Here is a 16,262-nt window from a genome sequence, read left to right as displayed (position 1 = left end):
CATGACCGACACGATCCATATCGTATGCCCCAAATGTCAGGCAAAAAACCGCATCCCGGCTGCCAAGCTGGGCGCCAAGCCTACTTGCGGGGTGTGCAAGGCACCGCTGTTTCCTGACGCTCCCTTCGAGCTCGACGAGGCCAAGCTGAACAAGCACCTCAAGGGCGACGAGGTGCCGCTGCTGGTCGATTTCTGGGCACCCTGGTGCGGGCCGTGCCGGATGATGGCGCCGGGATTTGCCGATGCGGGCCAGCAGATGTCGCCAAATGTTCGCTTTGCCAAGCTCGACACCGAAAAACATCAAAGCGTTGGCAACCGCTTCCAGATCCGCGGCATTCCGCTGATCATCCTGTTTGACAAGGGCCAGGAAGTCGCCCGCCATGCCGGCGCCATGGACGCCCGCGGCATTGTCAGCTGGGTGCGGCAGAATGTGAAGGGGTAGGTTCTGGGCCTAACTGCCCGAAACCGTCCGGTAATGCATTTGAGTGGTTTTGCGACCAACGACGGGACAAGTTGCGCAGGCAATTGCTGTCCGTTGCAGACAACGGCATTCACCAGCGCTGACAAAGTCGAGCCTCCGTCAGGCTCACCTCTGCATGGTTCAAAGAATTACGCCGGCCTTGGCGCATCCGGTTGGAAGCACGGCGCCGTAGCGGCGGAACGTTCAAAAACACCAATCAAAATCAGTGACTTGTTGTTATCGCCGAAACTGGCGCACAGAGGCCTCGCCCAAAATGGCGGCAGTGCGCCTTGGTTCAGCCTCGATGCGTTGCTCAAAATCAGCCAATGTCATTGGTTTGCCATAGAGGTAGCCCTGAAACTGCATGCAGCCGAACCGGGCCAGCAAATCGTGCTGCTCCAGCGTTTCCACCCCTTCGGCCAGGACAGTGTGACCCAGATCGTGGCTCATGAGGACAACATTCTTGACCAGCGAAGCGCTTGCTGAACTGTTGACCGCATCCTGCACGAAACTGCGATCGATCTTGATTTCCTGGATCGGCAAACGACGCAGGTATGACAGCGATGAATAGCCCGTCCCGAAATCATCGAGCGAAATGGTGATGCCCAGTGCACGCAACCTATCGAGCTTGGCAATCACCAACTCGATGTCAGTCACCAATACGCTTTCGGTCAGTTCAAGGGTCAGCAGCCTCGGGTTCGCACCGGTTTTGACCAGTGTGTCGTGCACAAATGCCCCGAAATCATGGTGCATGAGCTGGCTGGCGCTGACATTGACCGACAGGGTCAAGTGTTTCAAACGTGGATTTTTGCCCCATTCGGCCAATGTGCGGCAACCGGTTTCCAGCACCCAGCCGCCAATTGCGATCATCAGGTCAAGCTTTTCCGCCTGCGGAAGGAATTCGGCGGGCGAAACCAAACCCCGTTTCGGGCTGTTCCAGCGCAGAAGTGCTTCTGCGCCGGTCGTGGTTTGCGACAGATCGACTTGCGGCTGATAGGCCAGCCGGAATTCGTCATTCCACAAGGCGGCGATGAGATCGCGGCTTAACTTGTCCTTGCGGCTGAGTTCTGCCTGCATCACATGTACGCAAGCTGCGAGCATGGTGGTGGCCATGAATGCATTGGCCCAGGTGCCGATGGTTCGCGCAATGTCAGGCAGCACCACAAAGGGTGAAGTCAACGCCGTGCTGCCGAGTACAATGAAAGCCAGAAGACACAGGCCTATCAATACCAGCTGCGCCCGCGATTTTGCGCGCTGATAATTGATATAGCCAAGAGCTGCCACCACAAGCAGATACATATGACTTATCCGCGGTGCTTCTGCCGTCGGAACATCGAGTATCAGCCCCATGGTGATTCCGATCACCATCAATGCAGCCTGGCCGGCCAGAATTCCGAAAGCGAGATGACCGCGCCGGATCAACAGATAGATCGCCAGCCCGGCGATGAAAACCGCAAGCTCCATGGCCACCACCACCCACGAACCTATCGCGGCAAAGATCACGGCCTGGATCAAACCGATACCGGCAAGTGCCAAGGCCCCGTAACGGAAGGCAACGACCATTCGCGTTGAATAGTGGCTGGCAAGTGCCGGCGAGAGCTGCGGCTTTGGACTTGCCATCGATCTTCCTAGCTTGGCGTCATATGAGCTTTTGCGCATCATAGGATCGACTTATTAAGAACAAGTGCCCTCTTGATCAGGAGCAGGGTCCTGCGTCCCTGACTTCGAGATGGTTTGGCGGGGCTTTCGCAACATAGCGCAGTCCGTCGACCATCAGACCCAGCATCCGGTCGGTATGCCCGTCCTCGTTGTTGCTACCCGACGGATTGGCCACGGCATCGAGCATCTGGCCCGAGCCAAACACCTAAAACAACCAGAGCGTCGGCAACCGCTTCCAGATCCGCGGCATTCCGCTGATCATCCTGTTTCACAAGGGCCAGGAAGTCGCCCGCCATGCCGGCGCCATGGACGCCCGCGGCATTGTCAGCTGGGTGCAGCAGAATTTGCAGGGGTAGGTTCTGGATCGAAAACCGGCATCAGGGTGTCGGGACCACTCTTCCTCCAATCAGCTTTGCAACTAGCGGGGCGCCGAGCCTTGCCCAAAAAATAACGCCCACCGGGGGAGGAGGATCCGGTGGGCGTCATTTTGGGAAACTGATGCTCGGGAGGAGGATGAACACCAGTCACATCGAAGCGGCTATTTGGGAGGAGGAGGTGCCGCTCCGAATTCTTGAATTTCTACAAGGCGCGCCGGGCGGCGAATGGAATATCGCGCCGTGACATGCCGATGTCGCTCAACTCGCGTTCTGAAAGCCTGTTAAGCTCGACGCATGTTTCGCGGTACTTCCGCCAGCTGGCGTAGGAGCGGATCAATTTCATGGTTTCTCACCCTTTGTCCTGCTGTTGTCCGGTTGACCACCGTGGCCTTCCGATGTTTTGAATATAGGGCATCTAATCGATTTGTGCAGTGCAATATAACCATACAAGCCATACGAAAATTGCATAGCTCTTCGGAAATTCAGCTTATCGTGGCGCAAAGCTGTGCAGTTTCGTCATAACAGAAGGCAAACTGCCGCCAAATCAGTCATTACCTGTCAAGCAGCGAGATGCTGCGGCCGGCCTGCCAAAACCACCCGGTTCGGCAGCGAGAAGACAATCCTCATAGGCTGCGTCGATTGTTTTGCGTTGTTGAACCGCCCGGTCAAGATCCGCCGCTATCAGTTTGGCTCCACTCCGATCCGCTCCTCGGAGTGAGTCCCGGACAGCCTATTTGCCGATGCTATTTCTTCGCGGCCTTCGCGCCATAGCACAACCCGTCAATCATCAGATCCAGCATCCGGTCGGCATGCCCGTCCTCGTTGTTGCTGACCGACAAATTGGCGACCGCACGCAGCAGATCATAGGGGGCTACGCCGTCGCGGATCTCTCCGGCCATGGCTGCGGCATCGAGTAGTCGCCCAAGTGCTGGTTCAAACCGGGCCTGAAAATAGGTCGGCAGCGTGTCGAAAGCCTGATCGCCTGAGTGCAACGCCGCGGCGAGCCCCTTCTTGGTGGCGATGAAGGCGGTGTAGCGCTTGAGCCAGCGCCACAGCGCCTCGCCGGGCGGGTGCGCAGCAGCGAGCGTTGCGGCCTCGGCAGCACAGGCATCGACCTCGCGGCGAAACACGGCTGCGACAAGATCGGAGCGATTGGGAAAGCGGCGATAGAGCGTGCCGACGCCAACGCCGGCCCTGGCTGCGATGTCCCTTACCGGGGCATCGACGCCTGAGGTGGCGAAGACCTGCTTTGCTGCTTCGAGCACCGCGTCCTCGTTGCGCTGGGCGTCGGCACGGATGCGCCGTTTGGGAGATATGTCCCCGCCCTGCCCGGCTTTCGATACGTCAGTCACCCACGTCTCCTTGATCGACCAGACCCCGCGACTATTCCTACCCCTTGATATCCGGAGCAATGTTCCGTATATCGAAATAGTAAACGGAACAGTGATCCGTTTATAGACGGACCACCGTTCCGTTTCCATCTTATAAGCAACCGGCTTCGGTTTAGCCACCACAAACAGGACCAGATCTCCATGAACAACCTAATCACCGATGCCGCTCGCATACCGGTCAACGAAGCCTGCCAGACCCTCTCGATCAGCCCGGTCACCCTCCCCGCCCCGGACCGCGGCCTGCCACTCCAGATGCGGATCACTACGCCGGTGGCTGGAGATGACTTGCCAATCATCCTGCTGTCGCACGGCCATGGTCCCTCGCTCTATATTTCATCCAGCGACGGCTATGGCCCGCTGGCCAATTTCTACGCCGCCCACGGCTTTGTCGTCATCCAGCCGACCCATCTCAATTCCAAAGTCGCGGGCCTTGCATCCGATGCTCCAGGAGGCCCGTTGTTCTGGCGCTCGCGCGTCGAGGACATGAAGCTGATTATCGACCGGCTTGACGAGATCGAAACCCTGGTTCCGGCCATTGCCGGACGGCTCGACCATCACCGCATTGCCGCTGTCGGACATTCCATGGGCGGACAGACCGTGGGCATGTTGCTCGGTGCCCGGCTGACCGATGCGAAGGATGCCACGGCCAGAGACGTCAACCTGATCGAGCCACGCATCAGGGCCGGCGTGCTGCTGGCAGCCCCCGGCAAGGGTGGCGACAGTCTCAGCAATTTTGCCCGCGAGAATTACACTGCACTCAATCCAGACTTCAGCCACATGACCACCCCGACACTGGTGGTTGCCGGCGACGCCGATGTGAACCCGAATTTGACCACGCGTGGCGCAGACTGGCATACCGACCCCTACAAATTCGCTCCGGGCAGCAATGCGCTGCTGACGCTGTTGGGCGGCAAGCATGGCATGGGCGGGGTTTCGGGGGTTGATGCCAGAGAGACCGACGACGAGGACCCCGATCGTCTGGCCCTGACCCAGCGCATGACTTGGGCCTACCTGCGCTCCGCGCTCTACACCCGAGACCCGGCCTGGCCAGAAGCCTGCAAGGCGCTCAGGCAGCATGCCGGCTCCCACGGCCGTGTCGACACCAAGTGAAGCGCGGGCCAGACACATGATTCAGCGCTTCAAGGCGCTGAATCAACTTACCCGCCCTTGCCTGCAAGCGATTGAAAAAACACTATTAACCGAGACAACCAAGACACAGATGGCGGCGATGGCCAAAGCGCAGCACTCTCGGGCGGCCCGAAATCGCGATCTGCTCCGGCGGCCTTCAGTGCTGCCTCAAAAATCTGGCAATTGCGGGCGATCTCTTCACCAATCAGGCCGGCGTCGCCATTGACGATGTCGCGGGCGGCTGCGTAATCAAGCCCTTCGGCTGTGCAGAAATCTTCGAGTTTACAGGGCCGGAACCAGCCATCGATCATGCCGGCAAAGGCCACATGGGCGGAGATGACCGGATCGAGGATCAGGTCGTAATTCTGGGCCAGGCCGATGCTGACGTCGAACCGGGCCTTGAGCTTTTCCTCGGCATTCACATAGTTGCGACGGTGGGTGAGCTGGATGTCGCCGCCGCCGACCGGATGCCGCCCGGTCTCGTCGGGCAGCCAATAGGGTGTCTTTACCCATTTCAGCCGGCCCGCGTCATAGGCCTTTTGCAGCCGCTCGGCGGAGGTTTTCCGGTCCGGCGCAAAGGCTTCCAGCACCGGCTCCATCCGCCCGCCGGTCTCGCGAAAGATCTGGCCGAGTGCGGCTGACAGGAAGGTCAGCGGATACTCAGCGGCATACCATTTGGCCCAGACATCGAGTTTTGTCTCCAGCCCTGCCCGCTGCGCCGCGCTCATGCCGTCTGCAAACAGACGCGGATCAGTGACGGTCAGATGATGGAAGAAGGCCTGGCGGTCCAATCGCGTCTCCCCGGAGAACGGCTCAGACCCGCTCGCCGCCCTTTACCCGGTAGCTTGGCGTGTACATGGTCACCAGCTCTTCCGAGGCGGTGGGGTGCACGGCCATGGTCCGGTCGAAATCATCCTTGGTGCAGCCGGCTTTCAGCGCGATGCCGAGGATCTGCGCCATCTCGCCAGCCTCGTGGCCGAGGATATGGACGCCGATCACCTTGCGGTCAGCTGCATTGACGACGATCTTCATGATGGTCTTTTCCGACCGGCCCGACAGCGTCGCCTTCATCGGCCGGAATTCGGCGCGGTAGATTTCCAGCTCGTCGTATTTTTTGGAGGCCTCGTCTTCCGACAGGCCGATGGTGCCGATCTCGGGCTGCGAGAACACCGCCGTGGCGATCAGATCATGATCCGGCGAAGTCGGACGGTCATGGTAGAGCGTGTCGATCAGGCACATGGCTTCGTGAATCGCCACCGGTGTGAGCTGCACCCGGTCGGTGACGTCGCCGACAGCATAGATGCTTTCGACATTGGTGCGCGAATAGTCGTCGATCAGGATCTCGCCCTTGTGGCCGGTTTCGACGCCCGCCTTGTCGAGGCCGAGGCCTTCGGTGTTGGGATCGCGGCCGAGCGCCAGCATCACCTGGTCGGCCACAAGCGCCTTGCCGGCTGACGTATGCGCCAGCAGACGGCCATCCGGGCCACGCTCGATCTTCTCGAACACCTCGTGGCAGAGGATGCGAATGCCCTTTTCCTCCATCGCCGCATGCAGCCCGCGGCGCATGTCCATGTCGAACCGGGACATGATTTCCTTGCCGCGATAGATCAGCGTGGTGTCGACGCCCAGCCCGTGGAAAATATTGGCGAATTCAACAGCGATATAGCCGCCGCCGGCGATGATGATCGCCTTGGGCAGGGCATCGAGATGGAAGGCTTCGTTGGAGCTGATGCACAGCTCATGACCGGGCAGCGACGCATGCGGATTGGGGCGGCCACCGACAGCCACGAGGATATGTTTCGCCGTCACCGTCACACCGGTGGCCTTGATCAGCACAGTATGGGGACCGGTGAGCTCTGCGCGCGAGGCGATGATCTCGGCGCCGGCGTTTTCCAGCCCGCGCTGGTAGAGCGCTTCGAGCCGGTCAATCTCCCGGTCCTTGTTGGCAATCAGGGTTGGCCAGTCGAACGAAGTCTCGCCGACGCTCCAGCCAAAGCCGCGCGCATCTTCGAAATGCTCGGAAAACTGCGAGGCATAGACAAACAGTTTCTTCGGCACACAGCCGCGAATGACGCAGGTGCCGCCGAAACGGAATTCCTCGGCAATCGCCACACGCTTGCCCAGACCTGCTGCAAGCCGCGCCGCGCGAACCCCGCCGGAGCCGCCGCCAATGACAAACAGGTCGTAATCAAATTCGGTCATGGCGGATTTCCTTTTAAGACTGTTTGGGCGGCACGATGCAACTGCGCATGGAGTTGCCCGCTGATCGCCAGTGTTTTAGCCATACGGGCGCAAAATAAAAGCCCGGAACCGGTCAAACACCGGTCCCGGGCTCTCAAAAGATCGCGCCACACGGCAAAGTGATGGCGATTGTCACGCAGCGGGCGCCAGATGGGGCCGGTTACGGTTTTGCTTCGTCTTGCACCTTCGGACGCTCGCCGATTTTTTTCTGCAATGCCAAATTGGTGTTTTCAGCAAGATCGCGGGCGATCCCGGCGGACCAGATTTCGGCGGACTTGATCAGTTCGCGCGTCACCAGCGGTCCGTTGTCAATCAACTTCTTGCCTGCAGGCGAATTGTAGAAATCGGCGATCGCCGTCAGTTCTTCCTTGGTGAAAGACTTGGCGTAGATCGCCGCGGCTTCCTTTTCCAGGTCGGAACGGCGCGGCACGATCTTGAGGGCTTCCTCGTCGATCGTCGCGCTGATGATTTCCTGGAGATCGCCATTGGCCCGGATCAGGTTGACCTTCAACTGCTCGGCGGTTCCCGGAATAACAGCATCAAACTGGTCGGTGGACTTGAGCGCAGTGATGGCAGCGCGGGCGGCGGCGAGATGCTCGTCGCTCAGTTCCTGCGCCAGAGCCGCGTTGCTCGCAACGGCGAGGCTCGAGGCGACGATCATGCCCGCGCCGAAACGCTTGAGACCGGTAAAGATAGTCATGTTCGGTGTCACTCCTGTTTAACCCGTTGCCAGCAAGGTCCGCGCACCGCTCTGCGAGGCGATGATGGCGGCACTTGCCATATTAAGAAACAATCCGTGTTCGACCACGCCGGGAATTGCGGCGAGCCCGTTTGCCAGCGCTTCTGCGTCCGGAATGCGGCCAAAAGATGCGTCGAGGATGAAATGTCCCCCGTCGGTGAGATAAGGCCCGTCCCGTTCAGGCCGCTGAACGATGGCGCCGGTCAGGCCAAGCCGTGCCGCAAGCCGTTCGATCACCAGAAGCGTCGCCGTCATGCCGAACGGCGCGATCTCGATTGGCAGCGGAAACTGGCCCAGCGTCTCGACCAGCTTGGACTCGTCGGCAATGACGATCATCCGCGACGAGGCCGCAGCAACAATCTTCTCGCGCAGCAGCGCGCCGCCACCGCCCTTGATCAGGCCGAGCGAATGATCGACCTCGTCAGCGCCATCAATGGTCAGGTCGAGTTCCGGCAGGTCGTCGAGCGAAAACAGCGGTACGCCGAGTTCGACGCACAGCCTTGCTGTGCGTTCAGATGTCGGAACACCCTGAACCTTGAAACCATCGGCGACCTTTTCGGCCAGCAGACGGACGAATTCATCCGCTGTCGAACCGGTGCCTATGCCCAGCCGCATACCGTCCTCGACATGTTCGAGAGCTGCCTGCGCTGCGGCGATCTTGAGTTGGCGGGCGTCCATGCCTGTCTGCCATCGTTGTTGATACTGGATCGCCTGTTAGCATGGAAGCCAGACAAGGCAAAGCCCGAGTTGGCTGTTGAGACCGAGAGTTGTCAGCCGCAATGCTCGAGGCCGGTTGCCGATCATCGCCAAACCGGGCTTGCCGTTCATAGCCATCCCCCTGCAATGAGCACCATGCCGCGCCCCGGAAGCCGGGGATCAGACATTGCCAGCTTGCAGATCAGGCGCTACTGAACCCGAAAGCCACCCGCTGCCTGCAATCGCATTTCCGGAGCCCACATGACCTCTCCCCTGGTAATCTTTGACCTCGACGGTACGCTGATCCACACCGCGCCCGATCTGATGACAAGTCTCAACCATGTGATGGAGCTCAACGGCCTTGAACCTGTCACCTTCGACGACATGACCTGGCTGGTCGGTCAGGGCGCCAAGGTGATGATCGAGCGGGCCTGGGCGCTGCACAAACACCCCTCCTCGCCCGAGCAGCTTGAAGCTGCCTTCGACGCGTTCCTGATCAACTATGCAGCCGACATGCCGGGCAAGTCGCTGCCCTATCCGGGCCTGCTTGCTGCGCTCGACCGGCTGGATGCCGCTGGCATGCGGCTTGCAGTCTGCACCAACAAGACCGAAGCGCTGGCCCGCAAGCTGCTCGACGCACTGGAGCTTACATCGCGCTTTGTCGCGATCACCGGCGGCGACACGTTTGCCGTGCGCAAGCCGCATGGCGATCATATCCTGGGTACCATCGAGATGGCAGGCGGCAGCCCGGGCAACGCCGTAATGGTCGGCGACAGCGTCAACGACATCCTGGCAGCGCAGAATGCCAAGGTTCCAACCATCGCCGTTCCCTTCGGCTATTCCGACAAGCCGGTGACGAAGTTCAACCCGGACATCGTGATCGCGCATTTTGACGAACTCGACGCCGGGATGGTGGAGAGATTGATCGCAAAGACAGACCAGGCGGCGTGAGGCGGCATGGTTTGTGCGGGTACGGACACGCGCAAACCGCGCTGATGGTGCACAAGCGCCAATCTGCCGCTTGACGCCTGCCCGGCGCACCGCTTATACCGCCGCTGGATCCGTTCGGTTCGCGCTGCGAACCAACAACGGGCGCGTAGCTCAGCGGGAGAGCACTGCCTTCACACGGCAGGGGTCACAGGTTCAATCCCTGTCGCGCCCACCATTAATTTCAGTGACTGAGATAGAGCCCCACGGTCGGCGGCCCTACGGATCTGGCGCCTGCGCGATCTTCGTGGCTCTCGCAAACCGTGCTTTTCCGGCTGTCCGCTCCGCGCGATGTGATCAGCTGTGATCCAACGTTAATTGCGTGCTCACCGGCTGATTGGTAGCGACTGCGTTTTAATAACCTCCTCCCGAAGAAAGAACGCAATGTCATCCTCGAAAACCCTTTCCAGAAAACAGATTCTCCTGTCGATCGCCCTTGCCGGCCTGATCGGAGAAATTGCCTTCGAACTATACGCATGGCTGGTATCGCCGATTTTGTTTGATGTGGTGTTGCAGCCATCTAACCTGGTTATTGCGCTGACTGCCAAATTGACTGGCGTGCAGATGTCCAAAACCCTGGCATTCCCCATCCACTTTCTGATTGGGTCACTGGGCTTCGGGTTGTTCGTTTACGCAACGCGGCTGGTCATGCCCGCACGGGTCTGGCTGACAGGAACCATCTCGGGCTTGATTCTCTGGTTTGTTGCCCAGGGTATGCTCGCACCCTTTATCGGGCGCAGCTTCATGATGGATTTCGGCACCTATACGCAATCATCCTTTGTCGGACATGTCGGCATGACGCTGCTGATGGCGCATCTTCTTGCAGCGTTCCTGTCCTATTTTGAAACCAAATCCGGAATCGCTCATCCACTGGCGCAAGCGACTGCAGTGCCAGGTCAGCAGTAGAACAAATCAAAATCTGCCGTGCGCGCTAAGTTCGGTCCAGACTAGACGCAGCAGAATGACCCGGCCCACCGAAGCGGGCCGGGCAACATATTACAGGAACAAATCGCCTTGGCTGGGCGGGACCGTGGGGTGTATTTTGAATCGCACCACCTCGGACACGCGGCCCTGATTGACACCAAGTAGTGCGGCTATGTCGTGCTGGGTGTAGCCCAAGCCGTATAGCGCTCGTATCCGCCCGGCCATTTCCGCCGAAACTCTCGGCGATCGCCTTTTCGGCACAAAAGTGATCCTGATTTCCATTTTGGATAACCAGCCCTTCTCCCTGTCTTTTTAGTTGAAGGAGTGCGCCGAGACCAGTAAGCTTACCTTGCAAAGGGAGGGCTTGAAGGTCCGACTTTCCGCAATTCCGGCGCTACCCGACAGGGATGGGCGTCGGCCTTGCCATTGAGGTCCGGTCAGGCAGCAACCTTACCGGGCCTCGTAGCTTTTCAAGGCAACAACAGGAATCTGGCAGATTATCCCCCTGACATGCAAACAAAAAACGGCCCGGGCCTTTCGGGCCGGACCGGGATTCTGGGGATAACCAGTTTTTCGGGGCGACATATTGCGATATAGCCAACAAGAAAAACTGTTACAACTGGGCTTGCTTGCAAATGCTCTGGTTTGGAAGCAAGCCCGCTTACCGGAAGGAGTTCGGCATCAGGGTTGAAGGCAGCCAGAGGGCGATTTCCGGGAAGATGATGATCAGGATCAGGATCAGCAGCATCGGGATCAGGATGATCACCACATCGCGCATCACCTGGACCACATTCATGCCGCCGATGGCCGCCGATATCAGCAAACAGAGCCCGTAGGGTGGCGTGACCAGTCCGAAGGCCAGCGAGACGATGCCAATGATGGCGAAGACCACCGGGTGAATGTCGGCGGCTGTCGCCACCGGCAACAGCACCGAGCCCAAAATGATGATGGTTGGAATGGCGTCGATGAACAGGCCGAAGAACAGGAACAAACCGGCGATCACCAGAGCGGTGCCAAAACTGCCGAACTGCATGCTGGTCATGAAGTCGACGATCAAACGCGGCACATTGTAGAATGACAGCATCCAGCCGAATGCCGACGCCGTGCCAATGGCAAACAGCGAGATCGAGGCAAAGCGACCGGTGTCATAGAAGATGTGACCGAGATCGCGGACCGACACGGTCTTGTAGACGAACACGCCGAGGATCAGCGCGTAGCCGGCGGCGATGATAGCGCTCTCTGTCGGGGTGACAACGCCGGTGACAATGCCGCCAATGACCAGAACCGGCGTCAACAGGGCGAGGATCGAGCCCTTCAGCGCCACCCAGAAGGACGACAATGTCGGCCGGCCGGCGGTAGGATAATCATAGACCTTGGCATAGCCATAGACGGTGCCCATCAAGGCCAGGCCGATCATGATGCCGGGAATGGCGCCAGCCAGGAACAGCGCGCCGACGGACACCTGCATGACGCCGCCCCAGACCACCATCAGGATGCTGGGCGGGATGATCACCCCCATCACCGAAGAGCAGGCGGTAATGGCAATGGCGAAGCGGGTGTCATAGCCCTCCTTGACCATGGCCGGGATCAGGATCTTGCCGCAGCCGGCGGCATCCGCCGTCGACGATCCCGAAATTCCGGCAAACAGCATCGAGACCGCGACATTGACGTGGCCCAGCCCGCCCGGCATCCAGCCTGTGAGCACACGGGCCAGATCAATCAGCTTGTCGGTTATCTTTCCCGAGTTCATCAGATTGGCGGCGAGAAGAAAGAACGGCACGGCAAGCAGGATGAAGGAATTGTAGGACTGGAACATCCGGTCCATGATGATGAACGGCGTCAGCCGCAGATCCAGCGATACGATCGGAATGATGGCGATGCCTAGCGCGAAAGCCACCGGCACGCGAATCAGCACGAGCAACAGAAATCCGCCAACAAGGATGGCGCAGGCAAGTCCGGTGGAGACGATCATGCCGAAGCCTCATCTGGGGTTTGGTACTCAAGGATGGCCTGGTAGATGCGGAAACAGGCAAAGATCGCCCAGAGCGCGCCCGAGATCGGCACCGAAATATAGGTGACCAGCAGGTTGGCGCGCATCATCACCGAATTCTGAATGTAGCCGAATTTGGCATATTCAATGCCGTAGAAGGCGAAAAGCGTGCCAAACACCGCGATCAGCGCCAGAACGACAACATTTTGCAGCAGGACGATCAGCGGATTGCTGGAATCGGGCGTGATCTGCACGTCGAAATGGGTTCCGTCCCAGACTGCGATCACCGAACCGATCATGACGATCCAGACAAAGATGAAGGTGGAGAGTTCCTCGGTCCACAAATAGACCGGAATGATGCCGGTGTAGCGGGCAATGACCTGCATGCCGACCGGGATGGCGAGCGCCGCCATCAAAAAGCCGAGCAGAAAGCGCAGGCTCAGGCAAAATTTATCGAGACCATTCTCAAGCACGTGTCCATCCCCCTGCCCGCATCATCACGACGACAATGCGATTGCGTTCAAGCCGACATGGCATGCCAGCGCCGGAGGCTTTCCCCCGGCGCCTCAGTGCAGTGTAGTTTACTTGGCGCGGATGGCCGCAAGCAATTCGGTGGCGCCGAGGCTTGCCGCATATTCGTCCTGAACAGGAACAACCATGCCCAGCAATTGGTCGCGGTTTTCAAATTCCTGAACAATGACCTGACCGGCATCGACCATTTCCTGAAGCTTGATGGCATCTTCGCGCGATTCAAGCTCACGACCAAAGGCGCCGGCTTCGGCTCCGGCCTTGAGCACCACAGCCTGCAGGTCTTCCGGCAGTTTGCGGAAGGTCTTGCCGCTCATGACGATGGGGCGAACGGTGATGGTGTGACGGGTCAGGGTCAGATGCGGCGCAACCTCGTAGAACTTCAGGTTCTGGATGCTGGCTGCTTCATTTTCAAACCCGGCAATGACGCCCGACTGAATGGCATTGTAGACTTCGTTATAGGCAATAGCCGACGGCGCAGCAGTGAGGGCTGCAAAGATCTGAGCCTGGATAGGTGCGCCCATAACCCGCATCTTGTGGCCTTTCAGCTCGGCCAGGTTGCCAATCGGTGCGGACGACAAAAGGTTGCGCGTGCCGCCACCGGTGTAACCGATGATCTTGATGTCGGCTTTTTCCAGCAATTCGGCTTCCAGCGGCGCCAGAACATCACTCGACAGCGTTGCGTTCCAGTGATCGAGATCGCGGAACAGGAAAGGCATGTCCATCAGCGGAATGGATGGCGCAAAGCTCGCCATGTTGGACGGCGCCATGATGGTGTAGTCGATCGCCACGCCCTGCTGCAGGAAGGTGACATAGTCGGACTCGACGCCGAGTTCACCGTTCAACCGCAGATCGAAGACGACATCGCCGTCATAATTTTCATCAACGAGTTCGGCGAATTTGACCATCGTCTTGGTGAAGGCGTGGTCATTGTCAAACATGCTGGCGCCACGCAGCGTGATCTCGTCGGCGTGAACGCCGGTTGTCGCGGCAGTTGCCAGTCCGATTGCGAATGTGGCGCTCTGAACCAGTCGTTTTGCATTGGTAAACAGGGTCATGATTTTCCTCCAGAAGTGTTGTTGAATCTTGAACTCACGTCCGCATAACGCGGCCGCCCCTCTCAAGCTCCCATCCTGAAATACACACCGGATTGCCAATTCGTCAAGCATATTGTTGACTAGTATGGTAATATGCACTCTATTTGCCGACGGGACTGCAGTGCCCGACCGGCGCGAAGTTGAGCCTTGCTTTATATGAGGCTAAAGATGACATACATGTACCAATCCGGAACCTGCATCCGCACCCGATTGCGATAGCACAGCCTTGAAACGGCAGTGCCAGCGCCATGAACAACGAGATATGACATGACCGTTCACGAGAGATTTGCCGACACCGTACGGGGTACCGCATCAGACCGGGTCTTCCAGCAACTCCGGTCCGATATTGTTGGATTGCGCTTGCTGCCCGGAACCAAGCTGTCGGAAGCCGAGGTTGCAAAACAACACAGCATATCCCGCCAGCCGGTGCGCGAGGCGTTCATGCGGCTTGGTGACATGAACCTGCTGCAGATCGTTCCGCAGAAGGCGACTGTGGTTCGCAAGATCTCCATGCAGGACATACTCAACTCCCGGTTCATCCGTACTGCGGTTGAGGTTGAGGTCGTCCGCCGCGCCTGCGCCGATGCCTCAGAGGAAGCGCTGACCGACATCGAGAACAATCTGAATCAGCAGAAAGTGGCGCTCGCCGACGGCGATACCGATGCGTTTCACGATCTCGATTATGAATTCCATCATTTGATCTGCATCGCCGCCAAGTGCGAACCGGCCTTCAAGACCATCGCCGAAAACAAGGAACATGTGGACCGGCTGTGCTCGCTGGCGCTTGCCGACGGTGACGGCATCGCCGAGCTGTGCCAGGACCACCGCGCCATTTTCGTCGCCCTGTCCAAGCGCGACGAGGCCACCGCCGTCAAGCTGACCCGGATGCATCTGGCCCGACTCGACGCCACAATAGACACTGCCCGCGAAAATCACGGCGCGTTTTTCGAGGACTGATTGCCGGCGCCACTCCTTGACAGCTTTGGGATACTACCATACTAGTATTGACAACAACATTCCGGCCAGACCGGGCCCAGAGAGCAAGGAATTATCATGACACTGAGTGGTACAACCGCAATCGTGACCGGTGGCGGCCGGGATATTGGGCGTGCATGCGCTCTTCGTCTGGCCCGGGAAGGCGCACGGGTCGCGATCAACTATCACTCAAGTGCCGACGGCGCCCTTTCGGCGGTGAAGGAAATCGAAGCCGCGGGCGGCGCGGCCTTTGCCTTGCAGGGTGATATGACCAACCCGGCTGATGTCGACAAGCTGATCAGCGCCACCCGCCACAATTTTGGTCCGGAAATCAATGTTCTGGTTCACGTCACCGGTGGCCTGGTTGCCCGCAAGACCATCGAAGAGATGGATCTTGCGCATTTCTACACGGTGATGAACCTCAATCTCACGTCGCTGTTTCTGCTGGTCAAGGCGACGACGCCGTTCATGCCGGACGGCAGCACCATCATCCCGTTTGCATCGCAGGCCGGCCGTGACGGCGGTGGCCCCGGCGCCGTGGCCTATGCGACATCGAAGGGCGCGGTGATGACCATGACCCGCGGTCTCGCCAAGGAGCTTGGCCCGAAAATTCGCGTCAACGCGCTGTGCCCCGGCATGATCGACACCGATTTTCACAACATCTTCACCAAGCCCGAAGTGCGCGCCAATGTCGCCAAGGCAACGCCGGTCAAACGCGAAGGCACATCGGAAGACGTCGCCAACCTGGTAGCCTTCCTTGCATCCGACCAGTCCGCCTTCATGACCGGCGACTGCATCGACATCAACGGCGGCATGCTGTTCTCCTGATGCATAGGCATCGGAATGGCTCCGTTTGAACGCTGACAAACAGTCATCATCTCAAGATTTCACACCGCCGCGTATTCATTTGAATGCGCGGCGGTGTCGTTTCCGACACCCGTGGCGAATGAGCGGCGTTCGGCCTTTTGCAAGCGCGAGAATTGATCAAGCTCAAAGACGGATCGGCAGGCACTGTATTATACCAGCGCTCAACGACGGCCTCATCGAGATGAAACGTGCATGCCAGCGCC

17 protein-coding genes, 1 tRNA gene and 1 pseudogene are annotated in these 16,262 nt (G+C 59.0%); 8 read left to right on the top strand and 11 right to left on the bottom strand.

The window, feature by feature from the left end; all coding sequences use genetic code 11:
- Position 1: 1 nt before the first annotated feature.
- A complete protein-coding gene (trxC, locus tag IMCC20628_RS07555; RefSeq protein ID WP_047029719.1) occupies positions 2-442 on the top strand; it encodes a thioredoxin TrxC in 441 nt (146 codons plus the stop codon).
- 255 nt (positions 443-697) lie between these two features.
- Here the strand turns inward: trxC and IMCC20628_RS07550 are convergent, their stop codons facing one another.
- Complete coding sequence (locus IMCC20628_RS07550) at positions 698-2,080, bottom strand: EAL domain-containing protein (protein ID WP_047029718.1); 1,383 nt, start codon at positions 2,078-2,080, stop codon at positions 698-700.
- Positions 2,081-2,156: 76 nt separating this feature from the next.
- Complete coding sequence (locus IMCC20628_RS25040) at positions 2,157-2,324, bottom strand: hypothetical protein (protein ID WP_156174433.1); 168 nt, start codon at positions 2,322-2,324, stop codon at positions 2,157-2,159.
- 19 nt (positions 2,325-2,343) lie between these two features.
- Here IMCC20628_RS25040 and IMCC20628_RS25035 point away from each other — a divergent pair.
- Positions 2,344-2,475: pseudogene (locus IMCC20628_RS25035) on the top strand (thiol reductase thioredoxin); the annotation flags it as partial.
- 223 nt (positions 2,476-2,698) lie between these two features.
- Here the strand turns inward: IMCC20628_RS25035 and IMCC20628_RS24630 are convergent.
- Both IMCC20628_RS24630 and IMCC20628_RS07545 read right to left on the bottom strand, forming a co-directional pair.
- Positions 2,699-2,839, bottom strand: a complete 141-nt coding sequence (locus IMCC20628_RS24630) for a DUF1127 domain-containing protein (RefSeq protein ID WP_082128052.1) — start codon at positions 2,837-2,839, stop codon at positions 2,699-2,701.
- A 400-nt stretch (positions 2,840-3,239) separates the two neighbouring features.
- Positions 3,240-3,848: a TetR/AcrR family transcriptional regulator gene (locus IMCC20628_RS07545; protein WP_047029717.1), complete on the bottom strand. Its 609-nt coding sequence runs from the start codon at positions 3,846-3,848 to the stop codon at positions 3,240-3,242.
- Between the two features lie 180 nt (positions 3,849-4,028).
- On the opposite strand from IMCC20628_RS07545, the gene IMCC20628_RS07540 reads away from it, so the two are divergent.
- A complete protein-coding gene (locus IMCC20628_RS07540) occupies positions 4,029-4,997 on the top strand; it encodes an alpha/beta fold hydrolase (protein WP_047029716.1) in 969 nt (322 codons plus the stop codon).
- 47 nt (positions 4,998-5,044) lie between these two features.
- Here IMCC20628_RS07540 and IMCC20628_RS24195 read toward each other — a convergent pair whose 3' ends face one another.
- From IMCC20628_RS24195 to rpiA, 4 genes are all read right to left on the bottom strand, one after another.
- Positions 5,045-5,806, bottom strand: coding sequence for a hypothetical protein (locus IMCC20628_RS24195; protein ID WP_052766339.1), 762 nt, complete (start codon positions 5,804-5,806; stop codon positions 5,045-5,047).
- Positions 5,807-5,828: 22 nt separating this feature from the next.
- On the bottom strand, positions 5,829-7,217 hold the full coding sequence (gene gor, locus IMCC20628_RS07530) for a glutathione-disulfide reductase (protein ID WP_047029715.1): 1,389 nt from the start codon (positions 7,215-7,217) through the stop codon (positions 5,829-5,831).
- A 199-nt stretch (positions 7,218-7,416) separates the two neighbouring features.
- Complete coding sequence (locus tag IMCC20628_RS07525; protein WP_047029714.1) at positions 7,417-7,956, bottom strand: DUF2059 domain-containing protein; 540 nt, start codon at positions 7,954-7,956, stop codon at positions 7,417-7,419.
- Positions 7,957-7,974: 18 nt separating this feature from the next.
- Positions 7,975-8,673: a ribose-5-phosphate isomerase RpiA gene (gene rpiA, locus IMCC20628_RS07520; protein WP_047029713.1), complete on the bottom strand. Its 699-nt coding sequence runs from the start codon at positions 8,671-8,673 to the stop codon at positions 7,975-7,977.
- 279 nt (positions 8,674-8,952) lie between these two features.
- Here rpiA and IMCC20628_RS07515 point away from each other — a divergent pair, with 279 nt between their 5' ends.
- The 3 genes from IMCC20628_RS07515 to IMCC20628_RS07505 all read left to right on the top strand — a co-directional run bounded on the left by IMCC20628_RS07515 (position 8,953) and on the right by IMCC20628_RS07505 (position 10,584).
- Positions 8,953-9,642 carry an HAD family hydrolase gene (locus tag IMCC20628_RS07515; protein WP_047029712.1) on the top strand — a complete coding sequence of 230 codons (690 nt, stop codon included), beginning with the start codon at positions 8,953-8,955 and terminating at the stop codon, positions 9,640-9,642.
- A 139-nt stretch (positions 9,643-9,781) separates the two neighbouring features.
- A tRNA-Val gene (locus IMCC20628_RS07510) sits at positions 9,782-9,856 on the top strand.
- 206 nt (positions 9,857-10,062) lie between these two features.
- Positions 10,063-10,584 carry a hypothetical protein gene (locus tag IMCC20628_RS07505; protein WP_197078410.1) on the top strand — a complete coding sequence of 174 codons (522 nt, stop codon included), beginning with the start codon at positions 10,063-10,065 and terminating at the stop codon, positions 10,582-10,584.
- A 679-nt stretch (positions 10,585-11,263) separates the two neighbouring features.
- On the opposite strand, the gene IMCC20628_RS07495 is transcribed toward IMCC20628_RS07505, so the two are convergent.
- The 3 genes from IMCC20628_RS07495 to IMCC20628_RS07485 all read right to left on the bottom strand — a co-directional run bounded on the left by IMCC20628_RS07495 (position 11,264) and on the right by IMCC20628_RS07485 (position 14,178).
- Positions 11,264-12,574 (bottom strand): TRAP transporter large permease, encoded by a 1,311-nt coding sequence (locus IMCC20628_RS07495; protein WP_047029710.1) that lies wholly within the window; start codon positions 12,572-12,574, stop codon positions 11,264-11,266.
- Positions 12,571-13,065 carry a TRAP transporter small permease subunit gene (locus IMCC20628_RS07490; RefSeq protein WP_052766338.1) on the bottom strand — a complete coding sequence of 165 codons (495 nt, stop codon included), beginning with the start codon at positions 13,063-13,065 and terminating at the stop codon, positions 12,571-12,573. Before IMCC20628_RS07490 ends, IMCC20628_RS07495 begins: the two co-directional genes overlap by 4 nt.
- 108 nt (positions 13,066-13,173) lie before the next feature.
- Positions 13,174-14,178, bottom strand: a complete 1,005-nt coding sequence (locus IMCC20628_RS07485; RefSeq protein WP_047029709.1) for a TRAP transporter substrate-binding protein — start codon at positions 14,176-14,178, stop codon at positions 13,174-13,176.
- A 306-nt stretch (positions 14,179-14,484) separates the two neighbouring features.
- On the opposite strand from IMCC20628_RS07485, the gene IMCC20628_RS07480 reads away from it, so the two are divergent.
- Entirely contained in the window at positions 14,485-15,174 is a 690-nt protein-coding gene (locus tag IMCC20628_RS07480) for a GntR family transcriptional regulator (RefSeq protein ID WP_047029708.1), read from the top strand.
- 96 nt (positions 15,175-15,270) lie between these two features.
- Complete coding sequence (locus IMCC20628_RS07475; RefSeq protein WP_047029707.1) at positions 15,271-16,020, top strand: SDR family oxidoreductase; 750 nt, start codon at positions 15,271-15,273, stop codon at positions 16,018-16,020.
- Positions 16,021-16,262 lie beyond the last annotated feature (242 nt).

Origin of the sequence: Hoeflea sp. IMCC20628 (genome assembly GCF_001011155.1) — a bacterium.
Taxonomy (GTDB): Bacteria; Pseudomonadota; Alphaproteobacteria; order Rhizobiales; family Rhizobiaceae; genus Hoeflea.
The sequence above is the reverse complement of the archived record's forward strand: the minus strand, read 5'-3'. Positions and strand labels throughout refer to the sequence as shown.